Origin of the sequence: Glutamicibacter sp. NPDC088483 (assembly GCF_044753145.1) — a bacterium.
GTDB lineage: Bacteria > Actinomycetota > Actinomycetes > Actinomycetales > Micrococcaceae > Glutamicibacter.
In genome coordinates, this window is the sequence record NZ_JBIVMP010000001.1 from 844,115 (window position 1) to 866,342 (window position 22,228).

The 22,228-nt window shown below is 62.1% G+C and carries 23 protein-coding genes; 11 read left to right on the top strand and 12 right to left on the bottom strand.

Annotated elements, in window-relative coordinates; translation table 11 throughout:
• Positions 1 to 75 precede the first annotated feature (75 nt).
• A complete protein-coding gene (locus tag ACIP6G_RS04075; RefSeq protein ID WP_332498779.1) occupies positions 76 to 384 on the top strand; it encodes a hypothetical protein in 309 nt (102 codons plus the stop codon).
• A gap of 69 nt (positions 385 to 453) precedes the next feature.
• Here the strand turns inward: ACIP6G_RS04075 and ACIP6G_RS04080 are convergent, their stop codons facing one another.
• Entirely contained in the window at positions 454 to 1,563 is a 1,110-nt protein-coding gene (locus tag ACIP6G_RS04080; protein ID WP_365943132.1) for a glutathione S-transferase C-terminal domain-containing protein, read from the bottom strand.
• Between the two features lie 123 nt (positions 1,564 to 1,686).
• Complete coding sequence (locus ACIP6G_RS04085; protein ID WP_365943131.1) at positions 1,687 to 2,262, bottom strand: NADPH-dependent FMN reductase; 576 nt, start codon at positions 2,260 to 2,262, stop codon at positions 1,687 to 1,689.
• 141 nt (positions 2,263 to 2,403) lie between these two features.
• Here ACIP6G_RS04085 and ACIP6G_RS04090 point away from each other — a divergent pair, with 141 nt between their 5' ends.
• A complete protein-coding gene (locus ACIP6G_RS04090; RefSeq protein ID WP_365943130.1) occupies positions 2,404 to 2,889 on the top strand; it encodes a MarR family transcriptional regulator in 486 nt (161 codons plus the stop codon).
• On the opposite strand, the gene ACIP6G_RS04095 is transcribed toward ACIP6G_RS04090, so the two are convergent.
• Positions 2,886 to 4,730 carry an ABC transporter ATP-binding protein gene (locus tag ACIP6G_RS04095; RefSeq protein WP_365943129.1) on the bottom strand — a complete coding sequence of 615 codons (1,845 nt, stop codon included), beginning with the start codon at positions 4,728 to 4,730 and terminating at the stop codon, positions 2,886 to 2,888. The genes ACIP6G_RS04090 and ACIP6G_RS04095 overlap by 4 nt on opposite strands.
• Before the next feature lie 107 nt (positions 4,731 to 4,837).
• On the opposite strand from ACIP6G_RS04095, the gene ACIP6G_RS04100 reads away from it, so the two are divergent.
• Positions 4,838 to 5,314, top strand: a complete 477-nt coding sequence (locus ACIP6G_RS04100; RefSeq protein WP_365943128.1) for a MarR family transcriptional regulator — start codon at positions 4,838 to 4,840, stop codon at positions 5,312 to 5,314.
• Between the two features lie 75 nt (positions 5,315 to 5,389).
• Here ACIP6G_RS04100 and ACIP6G_RS04105 read toward each other — a convergent pair whose 3' ends face one another.
• The 3 genes from ACIP6G_RS04105 to ACIP6G_RS04115 are packed head-to-tail and all read right to left on the bottom strand — an operon-like array spanning position 5,390 to position 9,453.
• Positions 5,390 to 7,297, bottom strand: a complete 1,908-nt coding sequence (locus ACIP6G_RS04105; protein WP_105659085.1) for an SIP domain-containing protein — start codon at positions 7,295 to 7,297, stop codon at positions 5,390 to 5,392.
• A 3-nt stretch (positions 7,298 to 7,300) separates the two neighbouring features.
• The gene (locus ACIP6G_RS04110) at positions 7,301 to 8,407 is read right to left on the bottom strand and encodes an iron ABC transporter permease (RefSeq protein ID WP_365943127.1); all 1,107 of its coding nucleotides are present in this window, start codon (positions 8,405 to 8,407) and stop codon (positions 7,301 to 7,303) included.
• Entirely contained in the window at positions 8,404 to 9,453 is a 1,050-nt protein-coding gene (locus ACIP6G_RS04115; protein WP_365943126.1) for an iron ABC transporter permease, read from the bottom strand. The genes ACIP6G_RS04110 and ACIP6G_RS04115 overlap by 4 nt, the downstream gene beginning before the upstream one ends.
• A 20-nt stretch (positions 9,454 to 9,473) precedes the next feature.
• Here ACIP6G_RS04115 and ACIP6G_RS04120 point away from each other — a divergent pair, with 20 nt between their 5' ends.
• Complete coding sequence (locus ACIP6G_RS04120; protein WP_365943125.1) at positions 9,474 to 10,274, top strand: MBL fold metallo-hydrolase; 801 nt, start codon at positions 9,474 to 9,476, stop codon at positions 10,272 to 10,274.
• A gap of 6 nt (positions 10,275 to 10,280) precedes the next feature.
• On the opposite strand, the gene ACIP6G_RS04125 is transcribed toward ACIP6G_RS04120, so the two are convergent.
• The 3 genes from ACIP6G_RS04125 to ACIP6G_RS04135 all read right to left on the bottom strand — a co-directional run bounded on the left by ACIP6G_RS04125 (position 10,281) and on the right by ACIP6G_RS04135 (position 13,595).
• Positions 10,281 to 11,339 carry an ABC transporter substrate-binding protein gene (locus ACIP6G_RS04125; RefSeq protein WP_365943124.1) on the bottom strand — a complete coding sequence of 353 codons (1,059 nt, stop codon included), beginning with the start codon at positions 11,337 to 11,339 and terminating at the stop codon, positions 10,281 to 10,283.
• Positions 11,340 to 11,529: 190 nt separating this feature from the next.
• Entirely contained in the window at positions 11,530 to 12,855 is a 1,326-nt protein-coding gene (locus ACIP6G_RS04130) for an FtsX-like permease family protein (protein ID WP_365943123.1), read from the bottom strand.
• The gene (locus ACIP6G_RS04135; protein ID WP_365943122.1) at positions 12,852 to 13,595 is read right to left on the bottom strand and encodes an ABC transporter ATP-binding protein; all 744 of its coding nucleotides are present in this window, start codon (positions 13,593 to 13,595) and stop codon (positions 12,852 to 12,854) included. The genes ACIP6G_RS04130 and ACIP6G_RS04135 overlap by 4 nt, the downstream gene beginning before the upstream one ends.
• Before the next feature lie 132 nt (positions 13,596 to 13,727).
• On the opposite strand from ACIP6G_RS04135, the gene ACIP6G_RS04140 reads away from it, so the two are divergent.
• Together ACIP6G_RS04140 and ACIP6G_RS04145 are read left to right on the top strand one after the other, a co-directional pair.
• Positions 13,728 to 13,988, top strand: coding sequence for a thioredoxin (locus ACIP6G_RS04140; RefSeq protein WP_105659091.1), 261 nt, complete (start codon positions 13,728 to 13,730; stop codon positions 13,986 to 13,988).
• Positions 13,989 to 14,052: 64 nt separating this feature from the next.
• Positions 14,053 to 14,697, top strand: coding sequence for a YqaJ viral recombinase family protein (locus tag ACIP6G_RS04145; protein WP_286134416.1), 645 nt, complete (start codon positions 14,053 to 14,055; stop codon positions 14,695 to 14,697).
• Between the two features lie 69 nt (positions 14,698 to 14,766).
• Here ACIP6G_RS04145 and ACIP6G_RS04150 read toward each other — a convergent pair whose 3' ends face one another.
• Positions 14,767 to 15,861 carry a mechanosensitive ion channel domain-containing protein gene (locus ACIP6G_RS04150; RefSeq protein WP_365943121.1) on the bottom strand — a complete coding sequence of 365 codons (1,095 nt, stop codon included), beginning with the start codon at positions 15,859 to 15,861 and terminating at the stop codon, positions 14,767 to 14,769.
• 382 nt (positions 15,862 to 16,243) lie between these two features.
• Between ACIP6G_RS04150 and ACIP6G_RS04155 the strand changes: the two genes are divergently transcribed.
• From ACIP6G_RS04155 to ACIP6G_RS04165, 3 genes are all read left to right on the top strand, one after another.
• Positions 16,244 to 16,618 carry a hypothetical protein gene (locus tag ACIP6G_RS04155; RefSeq protein WP_332489112.1) on the top strand — a complete coding sequence of 125 codons (375 nt, stop codon included), beginning with the start codon at positions 16,244 to 16,246 and terminating at the stop codon, positions 16,616 to 16,618.
• 95 nt (positions 16,619 to 16,713) lie between these two features.
• On the top strand, positions 16,714 to 17,712 hold the full coding sequence (locus tag ACIP6G_RS04160) for a PhzF family phenazine biosynthesis protein (protein ID WP_286134418.1): 999 nt from the start codon (positions 16,714 to 16,716) through the stop codon (positions 17,710 to 17,712).
• 61 nt (positions 17,713 to 17,773) lie between these two features.
• Positions 17,774 to 19,228, top strand: coding sequence for a DHA2 family efflux MFS transporter permease subunit (locus tag ACIP6G_RS04165; protein WP_365943120.1), 1,455 nt, complete (start codon positions 17,774 to 17,776; stop codon positions 19,226 to 19,228).
• Between the two features lie 78 nt (positions 19,229 to 19,306).
• On the opposite strand, the gene ACIP6G_RS04170 is transcribed toward ACIP6G_RS04165, so the two are convergent.
• Both ACIP6G_RS04170 and ACIP6G_RS04175 read right to left on the bottom strand, forming a co-directional pair.
• Positions 19,307 to 19,489 (bottom strand): hypothetical protein, encoded by a 183-nt coding sequence (locus tag ACIP6G_RS04170; RefSeq protein WP_105662724.1) that lies wholly within the window; start codon positions 19,487 to 19,489, stop codon positions 19,307 to 19,309.
• Between the two features lie 104 nt (positions 19,490 to 19,593).
• On the bottom strand, positions 19,594 to 20,025 hold the full coding sequence (locus ACIP6G_RS04175; protein ID WP_105659096.1) for a DoxX family membrane protein: 432 nt from the start codon (positions 20,023 to 20,025) through the stop codon (positions 19,594 to 19,596).
• A 161-nt stretch (positions 20,026 to 20,186) separates the two neighbouring features.
• Here ACIP6G_RS04175 and ACIP6G_RS04180 point away from each other — a divergent pair, with 161 nt between their 5' ends.
• Both ACIP6G_RS04180 and ACIP6G_RS04185 read left to right on the top strand, forming a co-directional pair.
• Entirely contained in the window at positions 20,187 to 20,876 is a 690-nt protein-coding gene (locus ACIP6G_RS04180; protein WP_365943119.1) for a TetR family transcriptional regulator, read from the top strand.
• Positions 20,877 to 20,978: 102 nt separating this feature from the next.
• Entirely contained in the window at positions 20,979 to 22,211 is a 1,233-nt protein-coding gene (locus ACIP6G_RS04185; RefSeq protein ID WP_365943118.1) for an acyl-CoA dehydrogenase family protein, read from the top strand.
• Positions 22,212 to 22,228: the final 17 nt, after the last annotated feature.

Here is a 22,228-nt window from a genome sequence, read left to right on the forward strand (position 1 = left end):
ATTGGGCCATGTCGCCAGGGAATACTTGCACAATGGATCACAGCATCCAGCCAGGTCCATGCCTAGGATTGGGATGTGAAGAAAATCCTGCCTGTACTGGCCACTCTGGTTCTGGTCCTGTCCGCATGCGCTGGCCCCTCGGTCGACGAGCTGCGCCAGCTCGATCCCCAGGGCCATACCGCCTGCGTGCATTTTGGCGGGGGCCTGGTTGACCCCGAGGGCATCGGCGCAACGAATATGCAGAAAGCCGCTGATCATGGGGCGAAGGCTTCCACCGAACAGATCAGCGCTGCGGTGGCCGCCGATGAATCGGGGGATCCCCGGATTATTGACTTGGCCGCTTTCCAGGAAGCTTGCGAGGGGCAAGGCTTCGATTTCGAATAGGACAGATCGGCCCAGGACCCCTCGAAATAGCGGGCTCCTGAGCCGATCCGCGGCGGATCGCCAGCGCTCCTAGGCGGGGTACAACGGGTTGTGCCCGGCTTGGACCCGCTCGTCAGCCCGGACTTCGCCCGGTGCCGTACCGTTCAGGAACGGACCGCTCTCGGCCAGCTCATCTCGGCCCGGCGCTTCGAGCCAGTTGGCCAACTCCGGCCCCTTCGGGATGATCCTGGTCGGGTTGATGTCCTCATGCACCACGTAGTAGTGCGCCTTGATCTGCTCGAAGTCGATGGTGTCGCCGAAACCCGGGGTCTGGAACAAGTCCCGCGCATAGCCCCAGAGGTTCGGCATGTCGATGAGCTTGTTGCGGTTGGCCTTGAAGTGGCCATGGTAGACCGGGTCGAATCGAACCAGCGTGGTGAACAGCCGGACATCGGCCTCGGTGATGTAATCACCCATCAGGAAGCGTCGGGTGCCCAGCCGGTCTTCGAGATAGTCCAAGGTGGCGAATAACCGGTCGTAGGCATCGTTGTAGGCCTGCTGGTCCCCCGCGAACCCGGCACGGTAGACGCCGTTGTTGACCTCGGTGAAAATCCGCTTGATCAGCGGAAGCATCTCATCGAGCTGGTCCTGCGCAATGAGGTCCGGGGCGCCTTCCCGGTGGAACTCCTTCCACTGCGTGGACATGTCCCAGGTGATCTGCGGGTAGTCATTGGTGACAACCGCACCGGTGGGGATATCGACGATTGCCGGCACGGTGATGCCGCGTGGATAGTCGGCAAAGCGCTTGAAGTAGTTCTCCTGGACCCGCTCGGTACCCAGGACAGGGTCCTTGCCCCCGGGGTCCAGGTCAAAGGTCCAGCTGCGTGCGTCGTGGGTTGGGCCGGGCAGTCCGACGGACAGCGCGTCTTCCAAGCCCAGCAGGCGGCGAACGATCAGGGTGCGGTTGGCCCAGGGGCACGCGCGGGCTGCGACCAGATGGTAGCGGCCAGCTTCCACCGGCCAAAGCCGGGACCCGTCCGAAAGCCCCGCCTTGGGATGCCCGATCTTGCTGTGGCTGTTTCCCTCGCCATAGTGCTCGGCGCTGGCATCAGCGACGATGCGGTCCTGGATGTAGTTGGTGTCCCGGGTGAATTCTCCGCCGGTGACGTAGGCGCCCTTGGTCGAATATTCCTCGCTCATCGCATTCCTTCCAAAGAATTTTGAAGTCCCGTGCATAAACCATTCACCTCGAGACTATGGCAGTTGGGCAGGTATGGAAATGACGCAATGCACTTTTCCACTCCCCGCCGATTTCGACCCGGTCTAGGCGTTGACCGAGGCGTCTTCGCGTACGGTGCGCATCGCCTTGCTCCAGGCGAGCACCTGTTCAAGCATGGGCTGCACGCTGTTGGCCGACCGTTCAGTCGGAGCGAAAGCCGAGAAGTTCTCGAAGTCGGAGAATAGCGAGAACATGCCGGTCTTCTGCACGTGGGCGATCTGCAGTTCCGAGAGGATCCCGCGCAGGTGCTCCACGGCACGCGAGCCCATGGCGGAGCCATATCCGACCATGCCGGCGGCCTTGTTGTTCAGCTCTGCATTCAGGTAGCTCAGTGCGTTGGCCAATGCAGGCTGGACGGAGTGGTTGTACTCGCCAACAATGAAAATGTATCCATCGAATTCGCTCATCTTGGCGGCGAAGGCCTTGGTGTGCCCGTTCTGGTAGTTCTGGTAGGCGGCCGGGAACGGCTCGTCGAGCATCGGCAGGTTGAAATCAACGATGTCCACCAGCTCGTAGTCGGCACCGCCGAACTCCTGTGCCCTGGCCAGCACCCATTGGGCGACGCCCTGGTTGACACGTCCTGGACGGGTGGAACCGGTAACGATAGCGATCTTCGACAACTTGCTCTCCTTGGAGTTCTCCGGCCAACAATTTAGTTGACACGTCATCTTCTCTTGCTAAATTCCACTATACAGGAGATGATTGATGCGTCAACAATATTTTGAATGTCCCCTCTGGGGACAACATGGTTAGGAAAGAGAATGAAGAGCGAAGAGACCCTCTGGCTCACCGACAGCGAGCAGGACCTCTGGCGCACCATACGCGAGTTCCTCTGGCAGTTCCCCAGCGGCATGGATCGCCAGCTGCTGCGCGATTCGAACATGCTCTCCGGTGAATACTCGGTGCTGGCTGTCCTTTCGGAAACAACCGAACCAAGTCTACGCCCGGCCGACGTGGCGACCGCATTGCGCTGGGACCGTTCGCGCCTCTCCCACCTGCTGCGCCGCATGGAAGCCAAGGGCCTGGTCAGCCGCTGCTCAGATGAGACCGACCGCCGCGGGCACCAGATTACGCTCACCGCCCAGGGGCGCAAGACCATTGAGGAAGCCGCGCCAACCCACGTGAGCTTCGTGCGTGAAACCATCTTCGATTCCCTGAGCCCCTCCGAACGCACGGCATTGGAATCGGCGCTGCCGAAGATCCTGGCCTCGCTGGAAAAGCAGGGCCTGAAAGATGGCCAGTGCTAGCTGGCTCGTTCGGCCAGTTCGCTCTTGGCTACCAGCTGGGCGAATTGCCCGCCAAGCTGGACCAGCTCGTCAAAAGTTCCCGCTTCAGCAATCCGGCCAGCTTCTAGCACGACGATGCGGTCCGCTCGCATCACGGTGCTCAACCGGTGCGCGATCAGCAAGGTGGTTCGCCCCAGTGCGAGCTCGTCCAGCGCCCGCTGCACCAAAGCCTCGGTGACCGTGTCCAGGGCACTGGTCGCCTCATCGAGCACCAGGACCTTGGGCTTGCGCAGCATGGTGCGGGCAATAGCCAGCCGCTGCTGCTCGCCGCCGGAGAAACGGTGGCCGCGCTGCCCCACCTGGGTCTCCAGGCCCTGTGGCAGGCTGCGGACCAACTGTGCAATCTGCGCGGCTTCCAGCGCCTGCCAGAGCTCTTCCTCGGTGGCTTGGGGCGCTGCCCACAGGAGGTTCTCCCGAATCGAAGCATGCAGCAGGTAGCTTTCCTGGGCAACGACGGAGACCGCCTGGGCGATGCCTTCAGGATCGAATTCCTTCAGGTCAATGCCGTCGAGCAATACCTGGCCCTCGGTGGGGTCAAGCAGCCGGGGCAGCAAGGACCCCAGGGTGGACTTTCCCGAACCGGTGGAACCGACGACCGCGGTCATGGTTCCCGCCTCCAGAGTCAAATCCAGCTGTTCCAGGGTGGCGCGGTCCGCCTCGGGGTAGCGGAAGCTGACATTGCGCAATTGCACTTCGCCACGCAGCTTCCCGGGTTCGACCGCCCGCGGCCGCTGGGGTACCGGCAGCGCCTGGTCCGCATCCAGGTATTCGAAGACGCGGCTGAACAAGGCCAAGGCCGAGACCCACTGGACCGAAATCTGCATCATGCCCATGACCGGACGGAAGATTCCGGCCTGCAGCCCGGTAAAAGCCACCAAGGTGCCGATGCTCATTCCCTGCCCGGTGGCGGGCAGCCCCGCCACGATGTACAGCACCGCGGGGATGGCCGCGAAAATGATGCTCATCGTGGCCATGCGCCAACGCCCGGCCAAAGCGCTTTTCATTTCCAGGTCGATGAGCTTGTGGCTGGACTCTCCGAAGGCCGCCGCATCAGCGGCTCCAGTGCCCATGATCTTGGCCAGGCGGACCCCCGAGATGCTCAGGCGCTCGTCGATCAGCGAAGCCAGATTCGACATCTCGCGCTGGCGCTTTCCTGTCACGGCGCGGCGCAGTTTCGCGGTTTGCTTGGCGAGCAGCACCGCTGGCGGCAGCACGACCAATGAGATCAGGCTCAGTTTCCACGAGATCGCCACCATCGCGCAGGCGGTGGCAACAACGGTGGTCAGGTTCGAGGCAATGCTCGTGGCCGAATTGGTAATCACCGATTGCATCTGCCCCACGTCATTGACCAGGCGCGACTGCACGTCCCCTGAGCGCGAGTTGGTGAAAAATCCCAGGGATTGCTTCTGCAGGTGCGTGAACAGCCCGGTCCGCAGGCCATGCATGACGCGTTGGCCCATCAGGGTTGCCCGCCAGGTCTGGACGACTTCCAGAATCGCGGTAGCCAGGGAGATCAGCACCAGTCCCCCGGCACCCAAGAGCAGTAATCGGATATTGCTGTTGGGAATCGCGTCATCAATGAGTTCGCGGATGATGAACGGCTGGGCCAGGCCGATGACCGACGCTGCCACGATCAGCGCCATGACCGCAATCACCGACCCCAGATGGGGCCGGAAGAGCGCGGCGATGCGCGCCAGGGACACCGGATGCTCGGCGAGCCGCTGCTTGTCCCGGGCGGCGTTGCCGGACCGTCCTTGCCCGCCACCGCCCGGATGCGGCCCCGGCATTCCCATTGCGCTCATGGGCTCCCCCTCTACCTTTGGATTTCTCAAGTCCAGAATAACAGAGGGAACCTCACTATGTGGTTGCATCTTGAAATTGTTCCGAGAAACACACTATCCTTGAGCATATGCAGAACGAAGAGCCCAAGCCTGACTTGGCAGATCTTTTCCTCCACGCTTCACGCATGCTTCGCGGCAGGTGGAGGGACAGCTTGACTCCCCTGGGCATCACTCCGCACCAATCGAGGGTGCTGACCTTGCTGTCCCGGGCCGATAGGATCGGGCTGCGCAACTCGCAGCTCGCAGAACAGCTGCACATCGCCGCGCGCTCGACCACCGAGGTAGTCGACCAGCTGGAAGCCAAGGAGCTTGTCGTGCGCACCCCCGATCCGGCCGATCGCCGCGCCACGTTGATTGCGCTCAGTGCCACGGGCCGCGCCCAGCTCGGCGAGCTCGCCGAACTGCGCCGTTCGAGCATGGACGGCTATTTCGACAAGCTCGGCGACGAGGACCGCGCCGAGCTCACCCGGCTGCTGGCAATCCTGGACCGCGAGAACCCGAGGCCGGTGCGCGGCGCTTGCAAGAACCCGGCGAAAGAGAACTAGCCGCCAGCTAGCGGATAGAACCCGAGGCCCCGGCATATGCGTGCCGGGGCCTCGGGCGCTGGTTGCCGCTGCTGGCTAGTTCTCGGTCTTCCCGCGGCGCCAGTAGCCCATGAAGGCTACCTGCTTGCGGTCCACGCCGGCATCGCGCACCAGATAACGGCGCATTTCCTTGACCGTGCCGGCTTCACCGGCAATCCAGGCGTAGAACGGTGCGGAATTTTCCTGGCCCGTCTCCCACAGGATGTCCGCATCAACATCGATATCTTCCGGCTCGGCGTTGGTATGGACCACGCCGGCTGCTGGAATCGCGACTACCTGGCGCAATGCCGACTGCAGCAATTCACCATGCTCATGGCTGCCACGGGTCAGCCACTGCACCGAGACGCCGGAGCGGGTGGAGGCACCGAGGATATCCGTGGTCTCCGGGACCTCGATCAGCGCATGGCCGGTGACGTTGGAGGGCAAGGCTTCGAGGATGGCGCAAATCGCCGGGGCGGCGGTTTCGTCACCGGCAAGCACCACGCGGGTTGCCTCGCCGCGGCGGAACTCGATGCCGCCGTAGCTGGAGTCGTTCAGGGTCTTGTTCGGGCCCAGCAGCAACAGCTGGTCGCCCACCTTGGCCCGGTCGCCGAACTCCGTAGCCGGCCCGCCCTGGAGCTGGCCGTCAACCATGTGCCCGTGCATCACGAAGTCGATATCCAGCTCGGCTGTGGCCCCGATATTGTCCCGGTGCCCGGCTTCGCGGAAGGCCCGCACGGTATAGGTGCGCATGTGGCCGCGGGTATCGGGATCAATCGACAACCAGCGCTTGTACCAGCCCTGCTGCTCGGCAGGACTGGTCATCGCCCCGGGTCGCATCGAGGCGATCTCGTCGGTCAACGCAGTACCGCCGGCCGGTGGCAGCAAGAGCTTGATGCGCATATCCAGCGGGTGGCTGTTGGTGCCGAAGTACTCCAGGTCCTCGCCGCTGACGGTCACCCGGCGGAAGGATGGCGCGAGCTGCTGGCTATTGACCACAGTGGTATCAAAGGCCAACGTCGGCACATGCTCATGGGCCGGGCGCTCCGATTGCGGATCAAGCGCGGCGGCTGCTTGGGCAGCTTGCTTCACATTTGCCGCCTGCTTCACCGCAGTTTTCTTCGCAGAAGCTTCGGTACGGAAAATGCCCTGGGAAGCGAGCACCTGCTCGGTGCGCAGCACACGGTGGCGGCCAATGGGAAGCACCAGCGGAGTGCCGCCCACCGGGTCGGGGATCACGCGGCTGGGCATGCCGAAAACATCCTTGACGGTCTTTTCGGTGACCACATCGTTGGGATGGCCGGCAGCGTAGATCTTGCCGTGGCGCAGCGCCACCAGGTAGTCGGCGTAGCGGGCGGCCAGGTTCAAATCGTGCAGCACGATCACGACGGTGATCCCGCGGCTGCGATTCAGCTCGCTGACCACATCCAGGACTTCGAGCTGGTGCGCCACGTCCAGGAAGGTGGTCGGCTCGTCGAGCAGCAGCAGGTCGGTCTCCTGCGCCAGGGCCATGGCGATCCAGACGCGCTGGCGCTGACCGCCGGAGAGCTCGTCCACCGAGCGGTCGGCCAGCTCGGTGGTGCCGGTCAGCTCCATGGCGCGATTAACCGCTGCCTCGTCCTCGGCAGAGAAGCGCTTGAACAGGCCCTGGTGCGGGTAGCGGCCGCGGCTGATCAGCTCGCGGGCGGTGATGCCGTCCGGAGCGGTGGGCGATTGCGGCAGCAAGCCCAGGGTCTTGGCGACTTCCTTGGCCGGCTTGGAGTGGATGTCCGCGCCGTCCAGGAGCACCTGGCCCCCGGCTGGTTTGAGCAACCGCGACAGTGCGCGCAGCAGGGTGGACTTGCCGCAACCGTTGGCCCCGACGACGATGCTCACCTGCCCGGCAGGGATATCCAGCGACAGCTCGTCGACGATGGTGACCTTGTCATAGGCCAGGGTCAGATCGCTTGCCTGCAAAGTGGCCATGGGTTATGCCCCGCTTCCAGTTGAGTTTGCGCGCACCAGAATCCAAATCAGGAAGGGTGCACCGAATGCGCCGGTGATAACGCCCACCGGCAGCGAAAGATCCGCGAACAGGTTCGCGGCAAAGAAATTGGCAACAGTCACCAGCGTTACCCCGGTCAGGCCGGAAAGCAGGATGTTGATCGGGCCGCGGGTCAGCGCGGCAGTAATCGGGCCGGCCAGGAAGGCAACGAACGCCATCGGCCCGGTGACCGCAATCGGCAAGGCGCCCATGGCCACCGCAACAAAGACCAAGATCGCCCGGGCCCAGCCCACGTGCAGCCCCAGGGCCGCCGCGGTGTCCTCGCCCAGCTCCAGCATTTTCAGTTGGCGAAGCACCAGGGGCAGCAACAGGATGCCGATGGCGCCAAGGGACGCCAAAAGCAGCAGCGCATTTTCCCAGTTGCTCGAGGCCAGTGAACCCGTCAGCCAGTGCATCACATCGCTGGCCGTATTCACCTGCGCCTGGGTCAGCAGGTACTGGATCAGCGCCTGGAGCATCGCGCCGATGGCCAGGCCCGCCAGGATCAGCCGGGGACCGGTCCGCTTGCCCGAGGCCGAGAGCCAGTAGATCAATGCAGCGACCAGCAGCCCGCCGGCCAGTGCGAAGGCGTTGAGCTTCCAGTCGGTATAGCCAAGGGTGATCATCGCGAAAACCGCGGCCGCCGATGCGCCGTAGCCCACGCCGATCACGTCGGGACTGGCCAGCGGGTTGCCCAGCCAGCGCTGGAACAAGGCACCGGAAATGCCCAAGCCGGCACCGGCCAGGGCACCCACCGCGATGCGCGGCAGGCGGTCGGACATGATGATGAAGCTGGTGCCCGGCACCTTTTCACCGCTGAGCACCTGGAAGACTTCGGCAGCTGGAAGGCGGTCCCGCCCCCAGAACAGGTAGGCCGCCACGGCGAGCACCAGGGCCAGGGCCATCCACAAGGCGGTGCGGCGCACCCGGGATCTGCGGCGGGCTGCCAGCGCCGGTGCGGCTTTCGAGGCCGGGGCCGTCGCCGGTCCGGCCGTTTCCGTGGTGCTGCGGGGCTGGGTCATGTTCGCTGCTGCCATTTCGCTCGTGCTCACAGGCTCACCGACTTCATGCCGCTGCGCATCATGATGATGAAGATCGGTCCACCCAGCATGGCGCACATGACGCCTACTTGGATCTCGCTGGGCGGGGCAATGATTCGTCCCACCGTATCAGCCAGCAAGAGCAGGATCGGCCCGGCGATCAGGCTCGCTGGCATCAGCCAGCGGTAGTCGGAACCGACCAGCAAGCGCACGGCATGCGGGATCATCAGGCCGACGAAGGCGATGGGCCCGGCCACGGCGGTGGCGGTGCCAGCGAGAATGACCACCCCGATGGAGCCGATCAGCCGGGCGCGGTTCAAGTTGAAGCCCAAGGCGATCGCGGTGTCATCGCCCATGGACACGGCATTGGATACCTTGGCGGTGGACAGCACGATCAGTGCGCCGGCGGCCACCACGGGAATGGCCCCGAGGAAGGTGTCGATGCCGTTGCTGGATAACGTGCCGATCTGCCACATGCGGAAACGGTCCATGGTGGCATCGGAAATCATCAGGATCGCATTGGTAATCGCGCCCACGCCCACAGCCATGGCGGCACCGCCCAGCGCAAGCTTAATGGGCGTGGCGCCTTCACGGCCCACGTTGGCCACGAGATAAACCAGGGCCATCACCCCAGCAGCGCCGAGGAAGGCGGCCACCATGATTCCAGCCAGGGAGCTGACGCCAAGGAACGCGATCGCCAGCACCACGGCCATGGAGGATCCGGCATTCAAGCCCAGGATCCCGGTATCGGCCAGCGGGTTGCGGGTCAGCCCCTGCAATCCGGCGCCAGCCAAACCCAGGGCAGCGCCAACCACGATGGCTCCGATGGTGCGGGCGAAGCGGGACGCGACCACGCCCTGGTCGCCATTGGACGGGTCGAAATTCCAGATGGCATCGATCACGGTGCCCATCGAGACGTTTCGCGCGCCCAGCAGCAGCGAAGCGAATAGCGCCAGCCCGAGCAACAGGGCAAGGAGCAGCAAGGCGCCGAGCTTCCGGCCGGCTTTTGGCGACTTGGCCCCCGGTGCTTGGCGCGTAATACTTTCAGTCGCGGTCATTGGTTCCTACACTCATTGCTATGGCTCTTCTTCCCTTGCCCACTATTATCGCTCCAGGCATCGGCCTGCTTCGCGCGCAGAACCCTTCTGAAATGACGTTGGACGGGACTAATTCCTATCTGCTGTTCGACCCTGCTGTGGACGAACTTCTTCCTGGAACTCCGGTCGTCCTGATTGATCCGGGCCCTGAGCTCGAGGACCATCTGCAGGCCTTGGCGGCCTTCGACATCCAGCTGGTGCTCATTACCCATCGGCATGCCGATCACACGGGAGGCATCGATGCGCTCTACGGGATGACCGGTGCGCCGGTGCGTGCCACGCTGGAGCAGTACTGCCGGGATGCCCCGGTCTTCACCGATGGCGAAACGATCAGCGCCGCCGGTGCCAGCATCCAGGTGGTCTTCACCCCTGGCCACACCTCGGACTCGGTGTGCTTCATCCGCCAGGGCGGGGCTGCCCACTTGTTCACCGGGGATACGGTGCTGGGCCGGGGCACCACCATCTTGGAACACCCGGACGGCACATTGGCCGACTACCTGGATTCCCTGCAGCGGCTGCTCGCGCTGCCCGATATGGCTTTGCATCCGGCGCACGGCGAGCAGCATGATTCCTCGCATCCGCTGCTGCAGATGTACATCAAGCATCGGCATGCGCGGCTGGACCAGGTGCGTGCGGCTTTGCAGAAACTCGGCAAGGCCGGGGTCCACACGCAGCCAGCTGAATTGCTGGAGCATGTCTACCCCGACCTCGATGCGCGCTTGGTGGGCGCAGCTACCCATTCCCTGGAAGCCCAATTGCAATATCTGTCAGTGAATCCCTAGCCGGATCTACTTCGCGGCAGCTGCGTTGTCGGCAGCCTTCACGATGCCGGGAACTACGTTATCCAGTGCCCATTCGATGGACAGCGGCGAAGCCGCGGAGATCGCCAGTGTTGCTTCATCGGTGCCTGGCAGTGCCACGGCATCGTTCTTCGCGGCAGGGATCTGGCCGTAGAGCGGCTGGCCCTTGACGACGTCTTCCATGGTGTTGTCCGCAACAGCCGAGGCGAAGACGATGTCCGAATCCCACTCGTTGACCTTTTCCGGGGAAACAGTGAAGAAGAAGGTGTCCTTGGCGGCGTTCTTCTGCACGTACTCGGCCTGGGTCATGCCCAGTGCGCTCAGGAAGCGCGGGCGGGTGTCGCCTTCGGAGTAGACGTAGGCGGTATCCGGCGCCGAGAGGTCAGCTGCGATGAAGGTGGTGTCCTTCAGCGCTGGGTTGTCTTCGCCGACCTTGGCCAGCTTGCCTTCGATCTCTTCGATCAGGGCGTCGGCTTCTTCTTCCTTGCCCAGCATCTGGCCGGCAACTTCGGTGACCTGTTCCCAGCTGGTCAGGTAGTTAGGCTCGATGGGGCCAACGACCGGAGCGATTTCCTGCAGCTTCTCGTACTGCTCCTTCTTCAACCCCGAGTATGGAGCGAAGATGACCTGGGGCTTGCTGGCGGCGATGCCGGTGTAGTCGATGTCATCGCCCACCTTGTACTGCACGGGCGCCTTCTCGGAGCCGATGGAAGCGCCCTGCTCTTCCAGAGCGGCGTCCTTCCATGCGGTGGAGTTGTTCTCGTTCATGCCGTAGGTGTCGGTGTCCATGCCGACCGGCACGGTATCCAGAGCCAGCAGGGTATCTGCGTTGACCCACGAGATGGTCGCAATGCGTTCCGGGACTTTTTCGATCGTGGTTTCACCATAGATGTTCTCGATGGTGACCGGAGTGAAGTCTTCTGCGGCCTTGGCTGAAGTGTCAGCCGACGGATCCGCTGAGTTGCTCGACGCGCCGCAGGCGGTCAGGCCCAAGGCGAGGATGGCAGTTGAAGCGGCGAAAATTCCGGCGCGACGTGAATTTTTCATGGGTCGGTGATTCCAGACTATGCGAGGTTCTGTCAACGTTTTGTTTAGCTAGGTTAGGCAAGCCTATCCGGGCCGTATGCCACGATACGCGTTTCTCTGCGCATTACGCAACACGAACCGTCCCTAATCACCGACCCTGAAGTGACCCTAACCAAATCGGGCGGTTTTTTCGGTGGGCTGACCAGAGACTTTATTCTCTAGTTGCTAGCAGCTTCCGCGGATCAGCCACCAAAATTGCTCCCCGCACCAGCAGCAAGCCGAGTAACACGGAGACAATTACCGTGATGACCGTCAGCGGCTTGAGCAGGATGGCGGCCCCGGCCAGGGGCAGCACGAGCACCGTGGAGGCGATGGCGAAACCGATCGAGGCAGCCAGCGCCGGGATCATGATCGACTTGGTGCGCGCGGCGTTCATCGTTTCGTAGGGCATGCCCAACCGGTTCAGCCCGCGATACAGCTCAGCGCGATCCAGGGTACTGGCGCTTTGGGAGATCGCCGCCGAAGCGGCCACGCAGATGAAGCTGATCGCCAAGGTCACCAGCACGCCGGTGGTGACATCGGCGGGCACATGCTCCAGCCAGGTGCCCTGATCGAGTTCGCTTCCGGTCAGCTCCATCAAGGCGGCCCCGCTGCCGCCCACCACAGCGACGAACGAAGCCATGGCAACCCCGGATACCTGGCGCCAGGATTCGGCAGGGCTTTCCAGGATCATGCGGGCTGCCAGCAGCTCTTGCGGAGTTCTGGCCTTGCGCAGCTTGGCCTTGCCCACCTTCGCCACCAGATACGGACCGACCAGGTTCATCACCAGCAAGCCGAAGCCGAAACCGCCAACCACCACTGCGATGATCGCGGCGATGGACTGCACGAATTGGCCCATGTTGGAGAACACCATGTACAGCACCAGAATGCCGGCAAGCGTGATCACCGCGCGCAGCCAGCTGGGGGTGGGCACCGTGCTGCGGGTTGCCACCGCCAACGGGGTGATCACCAATTTGCGTAAGCCGGCAGCTGCACTGCCTGCCGAGAGGAGCACGACAGCGACTACTGCTGTCGCCAGCACCCACAGCGGCAAATAGATGGCCGAACCGATCGGCGCACCTTGGAACGGAATCAGCGAAGCCAATGGTGCGGCCAGGAGGTAGAGTACGATTCCGGCGAGTGCGCCGGCCAACGCCGTGCCGGCGGCTTGCAGCACGGCCACGAGGCCGATCTGCGCCCCGGTCGCGCCGAGCAAGCGCAAGGACGACAGGGCGCGGTCATTTGACCGCGCGGAGAGCCGGGCAGCGGCCGATCCCAGCACCAGCAATGGGACCACCAGCAGCACTACGGCGAACGCTGCCAATGGCAGGTACATGCCTTGGGCCGCGGATTCGAAACTGGTAAAGGAGTAGGCGCCTCCCAGCACGATCAGCAGGATCGCACTGACCATGGCGTAGGCGCTGGCGGTCAGGACCAGTGGCGCCAGCCGGGACTTCGCCGGCCGGCCAAGCATCCATGACAGGTGCAGGATATTCACTTCTGGGCACCGCCATCCACGGTGGCCGATGGGTGCAGGCTGTCGCTGATCAGCTGGCCGTCCTGCAGTTGCACTACACGGTCGCAGCGCGCGGCGACATTGGGATCATGGGTCACCATCACCAGGGATTTTCCGGCACCGACCGTGCACTGCAGCAAGATCTCCAGCACTTCGAAGCCCGTGGTTGAATCCAGCGCGCCGGTAGGTTCATCGGCAAAGACCACCATCGCCCCGGTGACCTGCGCGCGGGCAATGGCTACTCGTTGCTGCTGCCCGCCGGAGAGCTGGCCGATGCGGCGTTGCTCCATTCCTGCCAGACCCAGTTCTGCCAAGGCGGCCCCGGCACTGGAAATGGCGGTGTTGCGTGGCACCCCGTTGATCATCAAGGCCATGGCCACGTTCTCTTCGGCAGTGAGCTCGGGAATCAGCAGTCCGGATTGGAAGACGAAGCCGAAGGATTCACGGCGCAGCCTGGTGCGCGCCTTATCCTTGAGCCCTTGGATATCCACCGGTGCTCGGCCCGGGATGTTCAGCATGATGCTGCCGGCGTCGGGAAGTTCAATACCGGCCAAGGCGTGCAGCAGCGTGGATTTTCCGGAACCCGAGGGGCCCATGATGGCAAGGGACTGGCCCAGTGAAATCTGCAGATCGACGCCGTTCAGTGCAGTGGTGGAACCGAAGCTGCGGTAGAGTCCGTGAGCGGCGAGTACGGGAGGTTGGCCAAGGGAATTTTCAAGCATGACCCAATGTTTTCAACAAATGGCACCCGCGCACATCAGCGCAGGGTTCCAAGTAGCCTCCGGCCAGGCTCATCCCCCGGTAGGAGCAGCCGGCAGCTAGTTCACGACGACAGCAGGAGCAGTAGGCAACAGATGAAGCTGGAACTGTATACGCAACCATTCTGCGCACCGTGCGTGCGCACGCGGCTGGCTGTCGCCCGCGTGCAGGAACTGCTGCCCGCGTTGGAGGTCGAGGAGATCAATGTCGTGGAGCAGGTGGAGCGCGGCGAGGAAATGGGAATCACCAGCACCCCGGTCATTCGGCTATTGCAGGAAGGCACGGAGAAATTCCGTGCCAGCCAGACACCGACTATCAATCAGCTGTTGAGCGCTATCGCTGAAGCCAGCGACTAGTCTCACGCCAGCTCGAAGCCCAAGGTGCACGGTTCTTGCCCATTCATGGGGAAGAATAGGTCAAGTGATTACTGTGCCCGGCGTCCAACATGAATGCTTCGAACGTGTTCTAGCCGACTCTTCCAACCGCATTGAGTGGCTCCGCGCACGGGCCCAGGGCATCACCGCAACGGACGTGGCCAAGTTGTCCACCGAGAAGTCCATCAAGAACGCCGCATGGGACAAGCTATACGGCAATGGCTTCTCCGGCAATCCCTACACCGATCACGGGCGCAAGCGCGAACCGGTCATCGCTGCCTGGGTCCAAGAGAATTTCAATATTTTCCCCTCCTCCCAGCTCTTCCACTCGCAGCATTCGAGACTCCATCTGGCGACTCCCGATGGCTTGGGTTTCGATGCATCGGGAGTTCCGGTTTTGGCTGAAATCAAGACCACCAACAAGCCCTTCAAGAAGATCCCCAAGAGCTACCTGCGCCAGGTGCTCTGGCAGCAGCATGTGATCGGGGCCGAACGCACGTTGTTCGTTTGGGAAGAGCACGATAATTTCGTGCCGGTGCGCGCGGTTCCCGAATACCTTTGGGTGGAACGCGACGATGATTTGATCCAGGATCTCATTGGCAAGGCCGAGTCGCTCATCTCCGCATTGCGCGAAGCGACGGCCCGCCAGGAGCGCTACAACGACTACGGACCCGCTGCGTTGCGGCTCTAAGTCCCCGGAACCGGCAAAAGCCGCTGATCCCAGTTCACAGTACTGGGATCAGCGGCTTCCGTTATGCCGCTAGACCGGGTTGCTTGGAATCATCCGGGGATCCGGCAGGCAATCAGGGTAGTTTTCCACCAGCTCGGCCAGCAGCTTCTCCCGAAGCATATTGCGCAGGTTCCACAGGTCCCCGGCGTTGCGCGCGGATAAATAAATGGTCACTGTTTGCAAGCCGTTTTGCGCGTCGGTCACGAGCAGCTCATTGTCCCGGCCATCCCACCAGTCGGAGGCTTCAAGCAGTTCGCTGCTGCGCTGGCGCAGGTAGGAAATCGGCGCATTGAGTTTCAGCTGCAGTGCTACGTTTCCGGAGATCTCCGTGCTGCGCCGCGACCAGTTCTCAAATGGCGTCGTGGTGAAGTAGGTCGATGGCAGGATCATCCGGCGCCCGTCGATCAGGTGCACCACGACGTAGGAGAGGGTGATCTCCTCTACCGTGCCGCGTTCCCCCTCGACTACCACCGTGTCGTCCACGCGAATCGAGTCGGTAAAGGCCACTTGCAAGCCGGCAAATACGTTCGCCAAGGTTGACTGCACGGCCAGGCCAACGACCACCGAAGCCAGGCCAGCCGAGGCCAACAGGCCGGCGCCCAGCGCCCTGACTTGCTCGATCGTCAGCAGCACCGCGGCGATTGCAATGATGCAGAGCACCGCAACCAGTACCCGTCGCATCAGGCCGACCTGCGTCTGGACCTTGGCCAGCCTGCGCCCTGGACCGAATCTCACCTCGAAGCGTGCCATCATGCCGGTCTCAATCACGCGCACCAGCTTGATGATGAACCAGGTGAGGAAGAAGACCAGAATGATCAGGATGGCGAACTGCCAGGGGTTGTACCAAGTGCGTTCTCGATAGAAGACCGCGAAGGCCGACTTGGCAATAATCGAGGTAACCAGGCCGAAGAACGGGAATCTGGTGGCTTTCACGTCGGCTTCGTCCACGCCGATCCGGCGCAGCACGCGGCGGGAAACGCCGCTGAAAACAAACGCCAGGATTGCGGCTACGAGCGCACCGATGAGCAGGACAACCCAAAATTGCAACGATTCGGGGAGGAAGCTTGAGGCTGTAATGACTTCCTCGACGGTTTCGCCGATGGGTTCAACGGGGGTAGGTGACATGTTTAAAGCATGTCATATGGCGCTAAATAAATGCTGTGTGGAACCTGCCTTCCGCCCTACGGCCCGGGAGTTCTCCGGCTCCATTGCAGAAGCGTCTCAGAGTGGTTCCAATTCTTTTCTGCCCTTGCGCTTGCCGCATTCCAGGCCTTTAGTTGACTCACTGGCAGTCCGCTCTGCCTGCGGGCGCAAACCAAGAGAGACGGTGATCCATATGCGCCACGGAAAAATTGGAATCGTTCTAGGCACGGTGGCGGCAGCCTTGCTCGTGGTGACGCCCGCTTCCGCGGCGGCCCCCGCTCCGGCCGCCCTCGCGTCTGCTTCCTGCCCAACGGTTTATTGGGGATCCTTGGCCAAAACCAGCTCCTTGTCCACGCATTCCGCAGTGGAAAATCTTCGGACCGGACGGCACCTGTGCTTTGACCGGCTGGTCATCGATCTCGCAGGACCAGCTGCCAGCCATTCAGCCAGGTATGTCAGCGAACTGACCGGAATCGGTTCCGGCCTGCAGGTGGACACCACTGGCGGTGCCAACCTGGAAATCCTGGTGCAGGCCCCGGCAACCGAGGATTTCAACCCGGGCGCCGAAGTGAAGAATCTGGGCTACACGACGTTCCGCCAATTGGTGTGGCTGGGCAGCTTTGAAGGCCAAACCAAAGTGGGGCTCTCGACCAGGGCACGGCTGCCCATGCGCGTGTTCGCATTGCCTGGACCTGGCGACGGTTCACGCTTGGTCATCGATGTTGCGCACCATTGGTAAAGAAGGTTCATTTCCTTGATGCGTTCGCAACTTTTTGCGTGACGTACCACGTAACACCGGGTCAACCTGCTGATTAATGTGCCACCATGCTAAGTATGTCGCGCACATTCTCTTATCAGCAGGTCGATGTCTTTGCACCCACTGCTTTCAACGGCAATGGCCTGGGAGTCGTGTTCAATGCCGACAGCCTGAGCGATGACCAGATGCAGCACTTTGCGCAGTGGATGAATCTTGCGGAAACTGTATTCTTCGTCGAGCCCACTGATGAGGAAGCGGACTACGCCATTCGCATTTTCACCCCGAGCACCGAGCTGCCCTTTGCTGGCCATCCGACGCTGGGCGCGGCTCATGCTTGGCTGGAGTCCGGTGGCGAGGCTGGTCCCGCAGGCCATCTGATCCAGCAATGCGGTGCCGGGCTGATTCCGGTGCGTGTGGAACGGGAAAGCAGCGACCGCCACTCGCGGCGCTTGGCCTTCCTCGCACCCCCGCTGACCAGGTCGGGCCCTTTGGAACCAGATGTCCTGCAATGGGCGATTGCCGGGCTGGGCATTCGCGAAGAAGACGTGGTGGACCACCAGTGGCTGGTCAACGGTCCGCATCCTGCGGGCCTGGTGCTGCGTGACGCCGATATCGTGCTGGGCATCGAACCTGACTATGAGGCGCTGCAGGGATTGGAAGTAGGCGTCATCGGCCCCTACACCGCAGCCAGCGTTTCGCAGAGCGTGTGGCAACCGCGCGGATCGGTCATGCCGCGCGTTTCCGGTACCCGCGAAGAGCTGCGTCCGCTGGACTTCTCTGATTTTGAGCGTTCCGAAGAGCGCTTCCGCAATGTGGTGCTGCAGCCTCCGGCGGACTATGAGGTCCGTGCCTTCATTCCCGGCGAGGCTGTTCCGGAAGACCCTGCCACCGGTTCGCTGAATGCTGCGTTCGGCATCTGGCTGACGCAGACCGGTTATGCACCCCAGCGCTATACCGTGCGCCAGGGCACGCGTTTGGGCCGCGAAGCGATCTTGCATATTGAAGCTACCGAAAAAGGCGTCTGGGTCAGTGGCGATGTCGCCACCCGCATCTCGGGCGATGTGAGTTTCGACTGATTTCCTATGCATAGTTTCGCTATCCGTTCCGCACGGGGCTGATAGGGACTAGCCTTGACCAGTGCCTGAAACTGCGAATCCCGAAACACACTTCGACAAGAAAGCCGCCTGGCGTGCCCTCTGGGCACTGGTCATCGGCTTCTTCATGATCCTGCTGGACACCACGATCGTGTCCACCGCAATGCCCTCCATCATGACGTCGCTGGACGCCGATATCTCCAGCATCTTGTGGGTCAACAGCGCGTACCTGCTCACCTTCGCGGTGCCGCTGCTGGTCACCGGGCGCCTCGGTGACCGCTTCGGTCCGCGCAATATCTACCTCATCGGCATGGTGGTCTTCTCGCTGGCCTCGCTGTGGTGCGGCTTGTCCGATTCCCTCGGCTCGCTGGTGGCGGCGCGCGCCGTCCAGGGCCTTGGCGCTTCGATGATTTCCCCTCAGGCGATGACGCTCATTACCCGCCTCTTCCCTTATCAGCACCGCGGTGCAGCCATGGGCCTATGGGGTGCAGTGGCGGGCATCGCTTCGCTGATCGGTCCGATTGCCGGCGGTCTGCTGGTGGACTCCATCGGCTGGGAATGGATCTTCTTCATCAACTTGCCCATCGCGGTAGTCAGCTTGACCATGGTCTTCAAATTCGTGCCAGCCCTTGAATCCCAAGCGCATTCCTTCGACTGGTTCGGCGTCATCCTTTCGGCTTTAGCCATGTTCTGCTTGGTCTTCGGCATCCAGGAAGGCGATGCCACCAATTGGGAACCATTCATTGGCCCGCTGAATTCGTGGCATCTGATTATCATCGGCGCGGTGCTGATGGGAGCCTTCATCTGGTGGCAGTCCAAGACCACGTCTGAACCGCTGGTTCCGCTTCGATTGTTCAAGGTCCGCAATTTCTCCTTGGCCAATGTCGCGATCACCTTCATGGGCCTGACCATCGCGACCATCGCCTTGCCGATGGTGTTCTTCTTGCAGAATGTCCGCGGCCTGACTCCCACCGAATCCGCGTTGATGATTTCTCCGATGGCTTTCGTGGCGATCTTCCTCGCGCCGCAGCTGGGAAAGAAGGTCAATCAGCTCAGCCCGCGGATCTTGGCCGTGCCCGGGTTCTTCCTGTTTGGCGGTGCCACGGTGGTCTACGCCTTCATGATGCACGCCGATATCCCGCTGTGGATGCTGCTGATTCCTTCAGCGGTTCAAGGCATCGGTTCAGCCATGATCTGGCCATCGCTATCGCTGGCAGCCACCAAGGACTTGACCGCGCGTGATGCGGGTGCCGGTTCAGGGATTTACAACACCACCCGGCAAATCGGTTCAGTGCTTGGTTCTGCGCTGATCGCGGTGATGATGGATGCCCGCATTTCGGCACAGATCGCGCAGGCAGATTCCAAGGATCCTGCGGTGACCATGGAAGCCACGTCTGTTGGCCTGGGACAGGCACTGATGCTGCCAGGCTTCATCGGCGTGGCTGCTGTGCTCGTTGTAGCGTTCCTCAGCGATGGCAAGAAGGCGCAGCGCCACTAGCCAGAGGCAGCTCTTAACGGAGCCAGCGCCTGGTCCAGGACTCGAAAGTCGCTGGATCAGGCGCTGGCTTCGTGGTCGCTAGACCTTGTCTTCAGGTTCTTCGTTGCTATCGCCGTTCTTGAATTCATCGACCTTCTCGCCGATTTTTTCTTGGGCGTCCGCTGCGAAGTTCTTCACGTTCTCGGTAGCGTCGCCTGCGAAATCCTTCGCGTTTTCGACTGCCTCGCCCAGCTTCTTCTTTGCATCATCTAAGAAACCCATTGGTTCTCCTCTTAGCTTGTAGTTCAAATGTGGCCGCTGAAAACCGCAGTCTCCAAGATCAACTTACGGCGTGCCGAACGTTTTGCTCAAGCGATTCCGTCCGCTTATTTTGCTTTCTTGATCTTCTTGGCGCCCTTGCGGCCAAGAATCAATGCCACAGCGATACCTGCCAGCCATACGTCCTTGGCCAGGGCGGTGCCATCCGCGGTTGGGCGGATGCCGTCGGATTCTGTCATGCCCGGAGTGCGCAGGTAGGAAGCCAGCAGCACACCGGAGAATGCGCCCAGGCCTAAGCCGGCCAGCCGCGATGGGATCAGCGGCAGCAGCAAGGCGCTACCCAGCGAGATCTCGCCGATGGATACGGCCTTGCCGAAAACTGCCGGTTCCAGCTCGGCCAGCTGAGGCACGCCGTTGGCTGCCATCTGCTGCAGGCCTGCGGCGCTGGCTTCATCGATGCGCAACTTGTTGATGCCGCTGTTGAGAATGAACGCACCACTGACCAAACGTAGCGCGGCGTTTGCAATCGAGATTCCCATGGGCCCTCACTTCTCTTTCATTTCGTCCAAGAATGGCGTTCCTGCATGGAACGCCCTGATGTTCAGCGTAGTCATGGGCGCAGTAGTTCACAATCATTTGCGCGGCGCGCATAGCTGAACCCAAGAATTTCCCAGCTTGAATCGTGCTAAATTCGTGAATCATGATCGCTTCTTCCGCAGTACCCCCAGCAGCCCTTGATCTACTCATTACCCAGGGCTTCGATGCCACCAGCGTCGACGAGCTGGCAGCTGCCGCTGGCATTTCCCGTTCCACTTTCTTCCGCCGTTTCGGGTCGAAAGAGAATATGGTCTTCGCCGACCAGGAAATGATCATTACACACGTCGAGACCACGCTGGCCGCCTCGTCGGTTGATGCAATCACTACGCTCATCGATGCCGCGCATGTGGTTTTCGATCAGTACACGGTCAACCCCGAAGGTGCCCAGCTGCGCCACAAGCTGCTCTCCTCGGTGCCGTCGCTGCGAGAGCGCGAGCTGGTCTCCACTCACCGTTACGAACGGGCGTTTTACGGGTTCCTGAACCGTCGCGATTTGGCAAAGAGCGCCACGGAGAAGTCGCTGTGCCTGGGCGTTAGCGCTGGCCTGGTTGCGATCCACAACGATCATTTGCGCAGCTGGCTGAAAGACGCGCATAGCACGGACCGCACTAAGCTGGCGAACGATGTGCGCCAGTTCCTGAACCGCTTCGCAGATCTGCTCGACCCCGGACAGGCAGCGACTGCCACCAAGCCGGCGGCCCCCAGCGTGGTGGTTTCCGTCTTGGATGCCGGCGCCGATGAGCAGGCGATTCTCCAGGCCGTCTCCCGCGCGCTCATAGAGCACGGAAAATAATCGATTCCACCCAACTTCTGAAACCAAGTTTCTTGACATGGCACTGCGTTCCACTAGTCTAGGAGTGAAGCTTTTTCACCGTAGCTATTAGGAGCATCTGAAATGTCCCAGCTGGAGACCGGTTTTGAATTTCCCGCCGGCGTTGTCGAACCCGAATACGACCTGTGGTCCGGAGACGTCAATATTGATCCGACCGGAATCTTCGCCGAAGTAGGCGAAGCGGACAACGCGTGGCGAGCCAAGGCCCGCGCATTCATCCTCGACGAGGTCAAGGACGACATCCACGAGTACTGGGACAAGGCCGACTACCCGCTGCATCTGCTCAAGAAGCTCGGCGATGCGGATCTGCTGCGCGATGGCCTGAACCTGGAAGGCTACGAGGAAATGAGCCCGCTGGCTGCCGGCTTGGTCAACATGGAGATGGCCCGTGGCGACGGTTCGGTCTCCACCATTGTTGGCGTCCAGGGCGGTCTGGCTCTGCGCTCCGTGCTGTACTGCGGCAATGCCCAGCAGATCCAGAAGTACGCCATCCCCATGCTGCGCGGCGAACTTCCAGGCGCTTTCGCGCTGACTGAACCAACTCACGGTTCCGATTCGGTTTCGCTGGAAACCCGTGCCACCAAGGTCGAGGGCGGATACCGCCTGAGCGGTGAAAAGAAATGGATCGGCAACGGCTCGGTCGGCGGCGTGAGCATCGTTTGGGCCCGCGACGACGAGGGCAAGGTCCGCGGATTCATCGTGCACCAGGATGCCGAAGGCTACAAGGCCACCACCATCGAAAACAAGCTCTCCCTGCGCGCTATCTGGCAGGCGCATATCCGCATGGAGAACGTCTTCGTTCCGGACCACGATGTGATGCCCGAAGCCAAGAGCTTCAAGGACACCTCGCGCGTCCTGTTCGCCACCCGGCTGGGTGTCGCCTGGTCTGCCGTGGGCCACGCGACCGCTTGCTACGAGTCGGCCGTGAGCTACGCCAAGCAGCGCGTGCAGTTCGGCCGTCCGCTGGCCGCCAGCCAGATCGTCCAGGAGCGCCTGGCCCGCATGCAGTCCGAACTGGCTACTATCCAGGTTCTGGTCATGCAGGCGACCAAGCGCGAAACTTCCGGTGAGCTGACCGGCCCGCAGGCGTCGCTGGCCAAGTACACCGCTACCCGCACCGCACGCGCCATCGCAGCGAACGCCCGCGACCTGCTCGGCGGCAACGGCATCCTGACCAGCAACCGCGTGGCCCGCCATTTCGCCGATGTGGAAGCAATCCACACCTATGAAGGCACCGAAACCGTGCAGGCCTTGATCATGGGCCGCGACATCACCGGCTTCTCAGCGTTCGCCTAGAACCTGGGCGCCGGAAA